This window comes from Promicromonospora sukumoe (genome assembly GCF_014137995.1).
Classification (GTDB): domain Bacteria; phylum Actinomycetota; class Actinomycetes; order Actinomycetales; family Cellulomonadaceae; genus Promicromonospora; species Promicromonospora sukumoe.
This window is the reverse complement of the sequence record NZ_JACGWV010000001.1, coordinates 949,596-962,424: the sequence shown is the minus strand read 5'-3', so window position 1 is coordinate 962,424 and position 12,829 is coordinate 949,596. Positions and strand designations below refer to the sequence as shown.

At 74.7% G+C, this 12,829-nt stretch carries 10 protein-coding genes; 3 read left to right on the top strand and 7 right to left on the bottom strand.

Annotated elements, in window-relative coordinates; all coding sequences use genetic code 11:
• Nucleotides 1-80: 80 nt before the first annotated feature.
• The 3 genes from FHX71_RS04270 to FHX71_RS04260 all read right to left on the bottom strand — a co-directional run bounded on the left by FHX71_RS04270 (nucleotide 81) and on the right by FHX71_RS04260 (nucleotide 2,499).
• Complete coding sequence (locus FHX71_RS04270; RefSeq protein ID WP_182614574.1) at nucleotides 81-770, bottom strand: regulatory protein RecX; 690 nt, start codon at nucleotides 768-770, stop codon at nucleotides 81-83.
• 34 nt (nucleotides 771-804) lie between these two features.
• On the bottom strand, nucleotides 805-2,025 hold the full coding sequence (gene recA / locus FHX71_RS04265; protein WP_182614573.1) for a recombinase RecA: 1,221 nt from the start codon (nucleotides 2,023-2,025) through the stop codon (nucleotides 805-807).
• Nucleotides 2,026-2,262: 237 nt separating this feature from the next.
• Nucleotides 2,263-2,499 carry a DUF3046 domain-containing protein gene (locus FHX71_RS04260; protein ID WP_182614572.1) on the bottom strand — a complete coding sequence of 79 codons (237 nt, stop codon included), beginning with the start codon at nucleotides 2,497-2,499 and terminating at the stop codon, nucleotides 2,263-2,265.
• Between the two features lie 60 nt (nucleotides 2,500-2,559).
• On the opposite strand from FHX71_RS04260, the gene FHX71_RS04255 reads away from it, so the two are divergent.
• Nucleotides 2,560-7,806: an Lhr family helicase gene (locus tag FHX71_RS04255; protein WP_182614571.1), complete on the top strand. Its 5,247-nt coding sequence runs from the start codon at nucleotides 2,560-2,562 to the stop codon at nucleotides 7,804-7,806.
• Here the strand turns inward: FHX71_RS04255 and FHX71_RS04250 are convergent.
• Nucleotides 7,772-8,470, bottom strand: coding sequence for a DUF998 domain-containing protein (locus FHX71_RS04250; protein WP_182614570.1), 699 nt, complete (start codon nucleotides 8,468-8,470; stop codon nucleotides 7,772-7,774). The genes FHX71_RS04255 and FHX71_RS04250 overlap by 35 nt on opposite strands.
• A gap of 289 nt (nucleotides 8,471-8,759) precedes the next feature.
• On the opposite strand from FHX71_RS04250, the gene FHX71_RS04245 reads away from it, so the two are divergent.
• The gene (locus FHX71_RS04245; protein ID WP_182614569.1) at nucleotides 8,760-9,590 is read left to right on the top strand and encodes a DNA-formamidopyrimidine glycosylase family protein; all 831 of its coding nucleotides are present in this window, start codon (nucleotides 8,760-8,762) and stop codon (nucleotides 9,588-9,590) included.
• Nucleotides 9,591-9,738: 148 nt separating this feature from the next.
• Here FHX71_RS04245 and FHX71_RS04240 read toward each other — a convergent pair whose 3' ends face one another.
• From FHX71_RS04240 to pgsA, 3 genes are all read right to left on the bottom strand, one after another.
• On the bottom strand, nucleotides 9,739-10,092 hold the full coding sequence (locus tag FHX71_RS04240; protein WP_182614568.1) for a helix-turn-helix domain-containing protein: 354 nt from the start codon (nucleotides 10,090-10,092) through the stop codon (nucleotides 9,739-9,741).
• Nucleotides 10,093-10,339: 247 nt separating this feature from the next.
• A complete protein-coding gene (locus FHX71_RS04235) occupies nucleotides 10,340-10,861 on the bottom strand; it encodes a CinA family protein (RefSeq protein ID WP_182614567.1) in 522 nt (173 codons plus the stop codon).
• The gene (pgsA, locus tag FHX71_RS04230; RefSeq protein WP_182614566.1) at nucleotides 10,858-11,448 is read right to left on the bottom strand and encodes a CDP-diacylglycerol--glycerol-3-phosphate 3-phosphatidyltransferase; all 591 of its coding nucleotides are present in this window, start codon (nucleotides 11,446-11,448) and stop codon (nucleotides 10,858-10,860) included. Before pgsA ends, FHX71_RS04235 begins: the two co-directional genes overlap by 4 nt.
• A gap of 96 nt (nucleotides 11,449-11,544) precedes the next feature.
• Here pgsA and FHX71_RS04225 point away from each other — a divergent pair, with 96 nt between their 5' ends.
• Nucleotides 11,545-12,804, top strand: a complete 1,260-nt coding sequence (locus FHX71_RS04225; protein ID WP_182614565.1) for a CapA family protein — start codon at nucleotides 11,545-11,547, stop codon at nucleotides 12,802-12,804.
• Nucleotides 12,805-12,829: the final 25 nt, after the last annotated feature.

Genomic DNA, 12,829 nt, shown 5'->3' with positions numbered 1-12,829 from the left:
CCTCGTCGACGGACGCTCGACGAACGCCAGAGGGGCGCCCCCAGCACGTGCTGGGGGCGCCCCTTCGTGTGCGACCGGCGTCAGTCCTCGGCGTAGCCGAGGTCGTCCGTCTCCTCGCCCTCCGCGGCCAGTGCGTCCTTGACCAGCTCGAACGCCAGGCCGGGCGCGTAGCCCTTCCGCGCGAGCGAGCCGACGGCGCGGCGCACCCGCACCTGACGCTCCAGGCTGCGCGTGCGGGTGATGAGCTTGGTGGCGAGCCTCGCGCCCGCCGCCCGCTCGTCGTCGGGGTCGAGCTGCTCCAGGGCCTCAACCGCGGTGTCCTCGTCGATGCCCCGGCGGCGCAGCTCCGCCGCGATGCCGCGGCGGGCCAGGCCTCGCTCCGAGTGCCGGGTCCGGACGATCGTCTCCGCGTAGGTCGCGTCGTCCACCAGGCCCACCTCGCCGAACCGGTCGAGCACCTGGACGACGACGTCCTCCGGGTAGCCCTTGCGGGCCAGCGACTGCTCCAGCTCGCGGCGGGACTTCTGCGCCGCCGTCAGCATGCGGAGAATGACCTCGCGGGTCTTCTCGACGGCGTCGTCCCGGCTGATCTCGCCGGCCTCCAGGCGCTCCGCGACGGTGCGCCGGGGCGCCCGCTCGCGGCTGTCGCGGCCACCGCCGCGGCCGTTGCGACGCCCGCGTCCGCCCGTCCGGCGGCCCTCCTCGGACCCGTCCGCGAAAGCCGCCTCGGACCCCTCCGCAAAGGCCGGATGGCCCCGACGCTTCCCCACGCCGGGACCATCCGCTGGATCACCGTACTGCACGTCAGAACGGAGCCTTCTCGGCGGCCGCCTCCGCCTTGGCCGCGGTCTTCGCCGCCGCGGGCTTGGTGGCGGTCTTGGCACGCGTCGTGGTCGACTTCGTGGCCTTGGCCGTGGTGGTCGTCCGCGAGGACGAGCTGGCCGCGGCGACGGTGCCCGTGGGTGCCGCGCCGTCGGTACCGGCGGGGGCCGGAGCGCCCGCGGCCGGGTCCGCCGGGGCGTCGACCTTCGGTCCGACGCCCAGCTTCTCCTTGACGCGCTTCTCGATGTCGTTGGCGAGGTCGGGGTTGTCGCGCAGGAAGGACCGCGCGTTCTCCTTGCCCTGGCCGAGCTGGTCGCCCTCGTAGGTGAACCACGAGCCGGACTTGCGCACGAAGCCGTGCTCCACGCCCATGTCGATGAGCCCACCCTCGCGGGAGATGCCGTGGCCGTACAGGATGTCGAACTCCGCCTGCTTGAACGGCGGCGCCATCTTGTTCTTGACGACCTTCACGCGGGTGCGGTTACCGACGGCGTCCGTACCCTCCTTGAGGGTCTCGATGCGACGGATGTCGAGCCGGACCGACGCGTAGAACTTCAGCGCCTTTCCACCGGTGGTGGTCTCGGGCGAGCCGAAGAACACGCCGATCTTCTCGCGCAGCTGGTTGATGAAGATCGCGGTGGTGCCGGACGCGCTGAGCGCACCCGTGATCTTGCGCAGGGCCTGCGACATGAGGCGGGCCTGCAGACCCACGTGGCTGTCGCCCATCTCGCCCTCGATCTCGGCCTTCGGCGTCAGGGCCGCGACGGAGTCGATGACGATGATGTCGAGGGCGCCGGAACGGATCAGCATGTCCGTGATCTCCAGCGCCTGCTCGCCGGTGTCCGGCTGCGAGACCAGGAGGGCGTCGGTGTCGACACCGAGCTTCTTGGCGTACTCCGGGTCGAGCGCGTGCTCGGCGTCGATGAACGCGGCGATGCCGCCCAGCCGCTGGGCGTTGGCCACGGCGTGCAGCGCGATGGTCGTCTTACCCGAGGACTCGGGGCCGTAGACCTCGACGATGCGGCCGCGCGGGAGGCCACCGATGCCGAGGGCCACGTCGAGGGCGATGGAACCGGTGGGAACCACCTCGATGGGCGCGCGGGTCTCTTCGCCGAGGCGCATGACCGAGCCCTTGCCGAAGTTACGGTCGATCTGTGCGAGGGCGGCCTCGAGGGCCTTTTCGCGGTCTGCTGGTGCGGGCATGTGCAACACCTTCGGTCTCTGGGCGCTGTGTGCGCCGACATGGATGGCTCTGTACGTCGTTGCCGACCGTACGCGGAGCCACTGACACGGACGCCTGCTCCGGCCGCCGCCTGTGGACGACGTTCCGGAATCCGTGCCTGTGGTCAAAGTCTAGCCGAACGCGTGTTCGAGGCAAGGCAGGACACACCGGTGTGTCGCAGGACATCTCGGGGACCGCTCAGCGGCCCGAGCCGGCGGTCAGCGGCGCGGCGGCGGCGTCTGCCGGTACTTGTCGGAGCCCCACCGCTCGGCGTCGGGCACGTCCAGCGCGTCGCAGAGGGCGTGCCACACGTCGCGCGGCTCGTCGCCGTCCTCCAGGGCGTCCGCCGGGGTGCGCCCGTCCAGCGTGGGGAGCACCTGCTCACGCGCGAGCGCCCGCCCGTAGGCGGGACCGAAGACCTCGTCGATCAGCTGCCAGAAATCCCGTTCGCGCACCCGTCAACCCTACGACGCCCGGAGACCTCCCCCGGCCCCGTGTCAGTGGTCGGGGACACAATGGGGACCATGCCCACGCCCGACGACCCGCTCTCCCGGTTCGGACCAGCGACCCGCACCTGGTTCACGGGAGCGTTCGCGCAGCCCACCACCGCCCAGGCCGGCGCGTGGGATGCCGTGGCGCGCGACCAGCACGCGCTCGTCGTCGCGCCGACCGGGTCGGGCAAGACGCTCGCGGCGTTCCTCTGGTCGATCGACCGGATCATGTCGGCACCGCCGCCGGAGGACCGGGCGAGCCGGTGCCGCGTGCTGTACGTGTCGCCCCTGAAGGCGCTGGCCGCCGACGTGCAGCGCAACCTGCGCTCCCCGCTGACGGGCATCCGGCAGGCCGCCGCGCGGGACGGCATCGAGGTGCCCGACGTCACCGTCGGCATGCGCACCGGGGACACGCCCCCGAACGAGCGGCGCGCGTTCGCCACCCGCCCGCCGGACATCCTGGTCACGACGCCGGAGTCCCTGTTCCTCATCCTCACGTCGTCGGCCCGCGCCGGGCTCGCGGGCGTGGAGACCGTGGTGCTCGACGAGATCCACGCCGTCGCGGGCACCAAGCGCGGCGCCCACCTCGCCCTGAGCCTGGAGCGCCTGGACGCGCTGCTCGACAAGCCCGCGCAGCGCATCGGCCTGTCCGCCACGGTGCGGCCGGTCGAGGCCGTCGCCGGGTTCCTCGGCGGGGGCCGCACCGGCACGGGAGCACGTGAGGTCGTCGTCGTGCAGCCGCCGTCGCACAAGGAGTGGGCCATCGACGTCGTCGTGCCCGTGCCGGACCTCGCGGACCTCGGCAGCGCGCCGAGCCGGGGAGTGCCGGACCCCGGCGACTCCCGCGAGACGGGGCCGGGCAGCGGCGACGACGAGATCGACCTCTCGGGCGAGGCGACGCAGCCCCTGCGCAAGGCCTCGGTCTGGCCGCACGTCGAGGAGCGCGTGGTCGACCTCGTGGCCGACCACACCTCCACCATCGTCTTCACCAACAACCGGCGCGGCGCCGAGCGGCTGACCGCCCGCATGAACGAGGTCTGGGCCCAGCGGCAGGGGCTGGAGGTCGCCGACCCGGCCAGCACCTGGGCCTCGCTGGTGCCGGGCCAGTCCGGCACGAGCGCCGGGTTCCCCCGGCCCGTCCCCGGGGAGCGTGGCCTGCCCGAGGCGGTACCGGGCCGGCCCACGGCGCCGGGAGCGGACGGGGACCAGGAGGGACAGACCGAGACCGTGCTCGCGCGCGCCCACCACGGGTCGATGAGCCGCGCGGAGCGCACCCGCACCGAGACGGAGCTCAAGGAGGGCCGGCTGCCCGCCGTGGTCGCGACGTCGTCCCTGGAGCTCGGCATCGACATGGGCGCCGTCGACCTCGTGGTCCAGGTCGGCGCGCCGCCGTCGGTCGCGAGCGGGCTGCAGCGCATCGGCCGCGCGGGGCACCAGGTGGGCGCGGTGTCCAAGGGCGTGGTGTTCCCGATGTTCCGCGGCGACCTGGTGCCGGCGACCGTCATCGCGCAGCGGATGCGCGCGGGCGCCATCGAGCACATGCACGTCCCGGCCAACCCGCTCGACGTGCTCGCGCAGCAGGTCGTCGCGTCGCTCGCCGTGGACGACTGGGACGAGGCCGAGCTGCTCGCGCTGGTCCGCAGGGCCGCCCCGTTCGCGCACCTGGGCGACGCCACCTGGCGGGCCGTGCTCGACATGCTCGCGGGCCGCTACCCGAGCGAGGACTTCGCCGAGCTGCGCGCGCGCATCACCTGGGACCGCGCCACGGGCATGCTCCGCGGCCGCCCGGGCGCGCTGCGCCTGGCCGCGACGAGCGGCGGCACCATCCCCGACAAGGGCGCGTACGGCGTCTTCCTCGCCACGGAGGCGGCCGACGGCGGCACGCTCGCCGACAGCGTCGGCGGTTCGTCCGGCGGCGGCCGGGCCCGCGGCGGCAAGCGCGTGGGCGAGCTCGACGAGGAGATGGTCTACGAGTCCCGCGTGGGTGACACCTTCACGCTGGGGTCGAGCACCTGGCGCATCGAGGAGATCACGACCGACCGCGTGCTGGTCACCCCGGCACCCGGCCTGCCCGGCCGCCTGCCCTTCTGGAAGGGCGACGCCCCCGGCCGTCCGGCCGAGCTCGGGCGCGCCGTGGGCGCGTTCGTCCGCGAGGCCGACGCCGCTCTGGCCGCCGACGTCGACGCCGGCCGCAAGCACCTGCGCGAGGCCGGGCTCGACGACTGGGCGGCGGACAACCTCGCCGCCTACCTCACCGAGCAGCGGCTGGGCACGGGACGCGTGCCCGACGACCGGACCGTGGTGGTCGAGCGGTTCCGCGACGAGCTCGGCGACTGGCGCGTGGTGATCCACTCGCCGCTCGGCGCGCGCGTGCACGCACCGTGGGCGCTCGTGATCAGCGCCCGGCTGCGGGCGCGGTTCGGCCTGGACGTGGCCGCGATGCACTCGGACGACGGGATCGTGCTGCGGCTGCCCGACTCGGGCGGCGGCTGGGACGGCGACCCGTGGGGCGCGGGTGCAGACCTTGCCGGGTCCGGGGGCGACGGCGGCACGGGTTCCACGTACCTGGGCGACGGCGACGGGACCACCTTCCTGGGCGAGGGCGACGGTTTCGGCGCGGGCGCCGGCGACGGGCAGCCCCAGCACGTCCCGGGCCGCGTCACGCTGGAGGACCTGCTGCTGGACCCCGACGAGGTGCTGGGCGCCGTCCGCGACGAGCTGGGCTCCTCCGTCATGTTCGCCGCGCGGTTCCGCGAGGCCGCGGCCCGCGCCCTGCTGCTCCCCCGGCGCCGGCCGGACCGGCGCCAGCCGCTGTGGCAGCAGCGCCAGCGCTCGGCCCAGCTGCTGGAGGTGGCCAGCCAGTTCCCGGACTTCCCGATCGCGCTGGAGGCGGCCCGCGAGTGCCTCCAGGACGACTTCGACGTGGCGGCTCTGGCCGACCTCATGCGCGAGATCGGCTCCGGCGGGGTCCGGGTCGTCGAGGTCACCACCCCGACGCCGTCGCCGTTCGCGCAGTCGCTCCTGTTCGGCTACACCGCCCAGTTCCTGTACGACGGCGACGCGCCGCTGGCCGAGCGCCGTGCGGCGGCCCTCTCCCTCGACCCGGAGCTGCTCGCCGAGCTGCTCGGGGAGCAGGGTTCGGCCGACCTGGCGGACCTGCTCGACCCGGGTGCGGTGGAACGCACCGAGGCCGAGCTCGCCGGGCTCGCCCCCGACCGCCAGGCACGCGACGCCGAGGGGCTGTGGGACGTGCTGCGGCGCACGGGGCCGCACCCGCTGGACGCCCTGGAGGCCCGCACCCGTGAGGACGCGCGGCACGCCGTCGCCCACTGGCTCGAGGAGCTGGAGACCACGCGCCGCGTGATCCGGGTCCGGTTCGCCGGCCTGGAGCAGTGGGCGGTCGCGGAGGACGCCGGGCGGCTGCGCGACGCGCTCGGCGTGGCGCTCCCGGTGGGCATCCCCGAGACGTTCACGGAGCTGGTCCCCGACCCCCTCGGCGACCTGCTGCGCCGGCACGCCCGCACGCACGGACCGTTCGGCGCGCAGGCCCCGGCCCAGCGGTTCGGCCTCGGTGTCGCGGTCGTCGCCCAGGGCCTGGCCCGGCTGGAGGCCGACGGCGCGCTGGCCCGCGGGCGGCTGCGGCCCGGCGCGCTCGGCGGCACCGGCGACGAGTGGTGCGACCCCGGCGTGCTGCGCCTGCTGCGGCGACGGTCGCTCGCGGTGCTGCGGGCCGAGGTGGAGCCCGTGGAGCAGGAGGCCCTGGGCGCCTTCCTGCCCCGGTGGCAGAACGTCTCCACGGGGTTGCTGCGTGGGGCCGACGGGCTGGTCCAGGCGATCGAGCAGCTCGCCGGGGCGGCGGTCCCGGCGTCGGCCCTGGAGACCCTGGTGCTGCCCGCCCGGGTGACCGACTACTCCCCCGCCCTGCTCGACGAGCTGACCGTGGCGGGCGAGGTGCTGTGGGCCGGGCACTCCCGCCTGCCCGGGTCGGGCGGCGGGGACGGCCTGGTCTCGCTGCACCTGGCCGACGGCGCCGGGCTGACGCTGCCACCGCTGGAACCGATCGAGGAGGAGAGCCCGCTCGACTCCGACCTGCACCGCGCGGTGCTGGACCTGCTGACCGGGTCCGGCGGGTTCTTCCTGCCCCGCATCACCGAGCTCACCGCCGCCGAGCCGGACGCCGTGCTCGAGGCGCTCTGGGACCTCGTCTGGGCCGGTCAGGTGACCAACGACGGGCTGGGCGCGCTCCGGGAGCGGGTCAGCGGCGGCGGCGCCCACCGCGCGCCCCGCACCGCCGCCCGGGCGCGGCCGGTGCGCCGGTCCCGGTTCGCGGTGTCCCCCGGTCGTCCCGCCTCCGCGCTGCGGTCCGGCGCCTCGACCGTGGGCGGCAGCGGGCGCTGGGCGGCCCTGCCCCTGCGCGAGGCCGACCCCACGGTGCGCGCCCACGCCCTGACCCAGGTGCTGCTCGAACGGCACGGAGTGCTCACCCGGTCGGCCGCGGCCGCCGAGGGTGTCGGGGCCGGCTACCACGACGTGTACCGCGTGCTGTCCGGCCTGGAGGAGCGCGGCGCGGTGCGCCGCGGGTACTTCGTGGAGCACCTCGGCGGGTCGCAGTTCGCCCTCCCCGGCGCCGTCGACCGGCTGCGCGTGGACGCGACCGACCGCACGCGGGTCGTCGAGGCGGAGCTGGAGGACGCCGAGCGGACGACGGCGACCCCCACGGGCGCGGGCAGCGCGGGCGCCGGCGGCACGCGCGCTGGCACCACGGCCGGCGCCGTCGTGCTCGCCGCAATGGACCCCGCCAACCCCTACGGCGCGGCGCTCGCCTGGCCTTCCGGCCCGGCAGGCCCGGCAGGCCCCGCCGCCCTGACGGGCCCGGCGGTCCAGGCGATCCCAACGGGCCAGGAACCCGAGGCGGACTCCACCCCGTCCGCCGACGGCACACCGGACGACACGCCCACCCGGGCGACGGCGGCCCACCGGCCTGGCCGCAAGGCCGGCGCCGTCGTGGTGCTCACCCACGGCGACCTGACCCTGTTCGTCGAACGGGGCGGCCGCACGGTGCTCTCGTTCACCGAGCACCCCGCCCGGCTCGCGACGGCGGCGGCGGCGCTGGCCAGGACGGTGCGCGAGGGCAGGCTCGGTCGGCTGGTGGTCCAGCGCGTCGACGGCGTGCCCGCCCTGGAGGCCGCGCGGCACCATCCGGCGGCGCGGGCGCTGGTCGAGGCGGGCTTCGCGATCACTCCACGAGGTCTGCGGATCTCGGTCCGCTGAACGCCAGGGCCGGGGTCGCGTCGTCGAGCGGCCCGATCCCGTCGAGCGGCCCGGTCTCGCCCAGCAACGGTTCCGGGCTCTCACGGTCGAGGGTCACGGCCAGCAGGAACAGGTACGCGATCATGATCACGAACCCGACCCGCTCGATGAGGCCGAAGGCCGCGATGCCCGAGTCCGCGAAGAAGACCAGCGACAGGTGGATCACCAGGAACAGCCCGACCGCCACGCCGAGCGCGGCGGCCGCCGACCGCAGGGCGCGCGGGAAGACCGAACGCGGCCGGACGATGGTCCGCTCCAGGCTCAGGCCGACGAGCGGCAGCACGCAGAACGCCGTGGCGGCGCTGACCCGGTGGATGATCGCGGAGAGCGAGGCGTCCGTCCCCGGCGGGTCGGTGGGGAACGCGCCGACCAGCACCATCGAGACGGCGTAGACGATCATGGCGCCCGCGGGCACCAGGCCGGCGGCGAGCCCGGTGCGGTACATCCGTACCGTGAGGATCAGGCCGAGGACGGCCAGGATCACCCCGCCGGCGAGGATCATCTCGCCGCCGCCGGGCACGAAGGCGTACCAGCTGATGGGGTCGAGCACCGGGTCGACGACGGACGCGCCGAGCACGTGCGCGCCGATCATCGGCAGCAGGGCGGTCGCACCGAACCAGCTCACGGTCCGGGTGTTGCGGGGGTCAGGGGAGGCAATCGACTGGTCTGGGTGTCGCCCCAGGTCAGCGGTTACTACGGTCATGGCACAAGGGTGCTGGAGCGGGAGCCGGAAAGCCATCGGGTTTACCCCCGGTCACGCCCTGACCCGCACTGGGGGCCATCCCTGACCGGCCGTGGGCGGCCTGGGGCCTGGGTTCCGGCCCAGACCAGATCACATGGGTGATATGCCGGTTGTGCCGCCTTCCCGGGCCGGGCGCGCACTACGCTGAAGCCCCACGACGAGGGGAGCGCCCGTGCCCGAGGGGGATGTCCTGCGCCTCACCGCCGAGCGCCTCACCGCGGCGCTACGTGGTCTGCCGCTGGTCCGGGCCGAGCTGCGCTGGCCCAGCGCCGGCGCCGCGAACCTGACCGGGGCCACCGCGCTGGAGACCAGCGCGTACGGCAAGCACCTGCTCACCCGGCTCGACGACGGCCGCACCCTGCACACCCACCTGCGGATGGACGGCTACTGGCGGGTGCACCGCACGGGCTCGCGGGAGGCCACGGCCCGGCACCCGGCCGTCCGCGCGGTCCTCGCGACGGACGCCTGGACCGCCATCGGCTGGCACCTCGGGATGCTCGACCTGGTGCGCACGCACGACGAGGGGCGCGTGCTGAACGGCCTGGGCCCCGACGTGCTCGGCGACGACTTCCCCACCACCGGGCTGGCCGACGGCGTCGTCCGGCTCGCCCGCGAGGCCGACCGCCCCCTGTGCGCCGCGCTGCTGGACCAGCGCACCGTCGCGGGCCTCGGCACCATCTGGATGGCCGAGTCGCTGTTCGCGCGGCGGCTCTGGCCGTGGCAGGCGGCCGGCACCCTGCCCGACGGCGAGCGCGCCGTCCTGCTGCGGACGGCCCGCCGGCTCATGGAGCGCAGCGTCGCCGTCGGGCGCGCCCGCGGCCTGGGCGCCGTCGAGCTGCACGTGCACGGCCGCGCGGGCCGGCCGTGCCACAGGTGCGGCACCCCGATCAGCGTGGGCACGGCGAACGAGAAGCCCTACGAGCGCCCCGTCTACTGGTGCCCGACCTGTCAGGCCGGCCCCGCGCAGGGCCGCACGCAGGACCAGGCGCAGCGCTCCGTGTAGGTTCGCGCCCGCCCGGCCCGCTTCGAGAACGGCCGGGCGTGGCAGCACCCGGGCGCGGCGAGGCCCGCCCGGGAACGCACCAGGGCGGGGCACCGAGTGGTGCCCCGCCCTGGTCTGCCTCGCCGCGGCTCTCGCCCCGGCCGGCGTGTCAGCCGACCGGTGCCAGGTCCGAGGGGTCGACCTCGCGCCGCGCTGCGGTCCGGTCGCCTCCCCTGGCCAGCAGCCCGGCGACGAAGTCCGCCGGGATCGTGTCGGGAATCTGGAATCCTTCGGCCACCGCCACGCGGTCGCTCACCTCACGCAGCACCAAGGACAGCGGCACGTCGAGCGCCTCGCAGATGGAACCGAGAAGTTCGGACGACGCCTCCTTCTGACCACGCTCCACCTCACTGAGGTAACCCAGCGACACCCGCGCCGCCGACGACACCTCACGGAGGGTGCGCCCCTGACGCTGCCGCGTGTCTCGCAGCACGTCTCCGATTTCTCGCCGTAGTACGACCATCTCGCGCCCCCTTTCAGTGCCTGTCCCTGAACTCACGCCCTGCCCTGCCTGGACCGGACGCGCCTTGCGTGTGGTGCGGCCCCCGAGTCCGGAGGTCGTTCTACCGTACCCCGCACCCGCGGGGTTCTTGCGCCGGCCCCGAGTGGTCGGCCTGTTCGTGATCACACCGGGACCAACGCTGTTGGTATGAGCCTTGTTCCCGAAGTGTGCCCGCGTCAAGCCCTGTGCAAGATTAGGCCAAGAAGTTTCACTTGTCTGTAACTTCAGGCTGGGGATTCGGGTCAGACTCGCTTTTTTCACCCGGCGCCTCGCTGACGAGCACGGACGCGAGCTCGATCACGCCGCGCGCGGCGTCGCCGATGATCTGCGGCCGCTCGCCGGCGAGGTCCAGGCGGTGCACCTCGGAGACCACAGGAGTACTTACTGCGACGAAGACCACACCCGGCGCATTGCCGTCCTGCGGGTCCGGGCCCGCGACCCCGGTGGTGGCGAGGCCGACGTCGGCACCCGTCGCCCGGCGGACGCCGTCCGCCATCTGGGCCGCGACCGCCTCGTCCACGGCGCCCCGCTCGGCGAGCAGGTCGGCGTCCACGCCGAGCAGCGCGGCCTTCAGGTCGGTGGCGTAAGCGACGACGCCGCCCCGCAGCACCTTGGACGCGCCGGGCACCGACACGAGCGTCGCCGTGACGAGCCCGCCCGTGAGCGACTCGGCGACGCCGATGGTCCAGCCGCGCGCGGCGGCGGCGTCCAGCAGCTCGGCCGCGGTCACGAGCGCGACGCCTGCGCCCGGGCGTCGCGCCGGATCTTCCAGCCCTGGTACACGTACTCGACGCCGGTCACGACCGTCACGACGAACGCCGCCATCAGCACGACCCAGGCGATCACGGTGAGCCAGTCGAGGCCCTCGCGCGGCAGCAGGAACAGCGAGATCGCCACGGTCTGCAGCACGGTCTTGAGCTTGCCGCCACGCGACGCGGGCATCACCTCGTACTTGACCATGCCCAGGCGCATGAACGTGATGCCGAGCTCGCGCACCAGGATCACGACCGGGATCCACCACGGCAGCTCGCCGAGCGGGATCCAGAGCAGGATGAGGGCGGCACCCACGAGCAGCTTGTCCGCGATCGGGTCGAGCAGCTTGCCGAGGTCGGTGATGAGGCCCCTCGACCGGGCGAGATAGCCGTCGACCTTGTCGGACACCGCCGCGACCACGAAGATCGCCGTGGCCACGAGCCGCCACGTCGTGTCGTCCCCGCCTTCGACGAGAAGTGCCCAGGCGAAGAACGGGACCATGGCGATGCGAATCATCGTGACGATGTTCGCAATGTTCCAGGGCGACGGAGCGTCGTTGACCATTGCTCAAGCCTAGCCGCGGTTCACCCGCGTCCCGGACGGGCCGGCGCCACGGCACGTCGGCTGGCTCCCGCACGCGGCCTGCCATAACATCCGGGGGTGGCCACCGTCGGCGTCCTGCGGCACCTCACGTCCGCAGCAGTCACCTGCGCACTCGTCGTCACGGTCGTGGGCTGCACGCCCCTTCCGGGCGCACCCGCCTCCACCGGCTCGGGCGACCCCGGGACGACGTCGTCCCCGCCCGCGCCGTCGCCGTCCCCCGAGCCCGAGCCCCCGCCGAAGGACGTCGAGCTGACGCTGCTCGCCGCGGGCGACGTGCTGACCCACGCGCCGCTGAACGAGTCGGCGACCACGGCGGACGGCATCGACTACTCCCCGCTGCTGGCGGGCGTGGACACCTGGGTGGAGCGCGCCGACCTGGCCCTGTGCCACCTGGAGGTGCCCGTGGCGCCGCCGGGCACGCAGCCCGCGGGCTACCCCGTCTTCCGCGCGCCCAAGGAGATCGTCCGCGACCTGGGCGAGCAGGGCTGGGACGGCTGCTCGACGGCGTCCAACCACGCGGCCGACTCAGGGTACGACGGCGTCGTCGCGACCCTGAAGGCGCTCGACCGCGCCGGGATGGGCCACGTCGGGACGGCGCGCGACAAGCGCGAGTCCCTCGCCCCGCAGGTCTACGAGCTGCGCCGCGAGGGCCGGACGGTCACGGTCGCGCACCTGTCGGCGGCGTACGGGCTCAACGGGCTGGAGCCGCCCCGCGGCGCCTGGTCGGTGGAGCTCATCGACGCCGAGCGGATCGTGCAGCAGGCCCGGGCGGCGCGGAAGGCGGGCGCGGACGTGGTGCTGGTCAGCCTGCACGACGGCACCGAGTACGTGACCGCGCCCACCGACCACCAGAAGGAGACGGTCAAGGCGCTGGCCCGCTCCCGGCAGGTGGACCTCGTGATCGGGCACCACGCACACGTGCCGCAGCCCGTGTCGCACCTGCGCGGCGGGCCGGGCGGCGACGGGATGTGGGTGGCCTACGGCCTCGGCAACATGATCTCCAACCAGGGGTCGGAGTGCTGCGTGGCGGCGTCCGCCGTCGGCCTGCTGCTGGTCGCGGACATCGTGCAGCCGCCCGGCGCGCCCGCCCGGGTCACGGACGCGCGCTGGGCGGCCACCACCGTGGACATCCCCGCCGGGCACCGGCTGCGGGTCACGCGCGAGGCGCTGGCGCACCCGGAGCGCGGGCAGCTCGGCGTCGGCGAGCTGAAGGACCGGCTCCGCCTCGCCCAGGCCGCGGCGGGAGACACCGCGCGCGAGCAGCGGATGCCGCCCAAGCGGCCGGCGGGCGAGCCGCCCGTCGTCGTCCAGCGCTAGCCCGCCCCGCACGTGTCAGACGCTG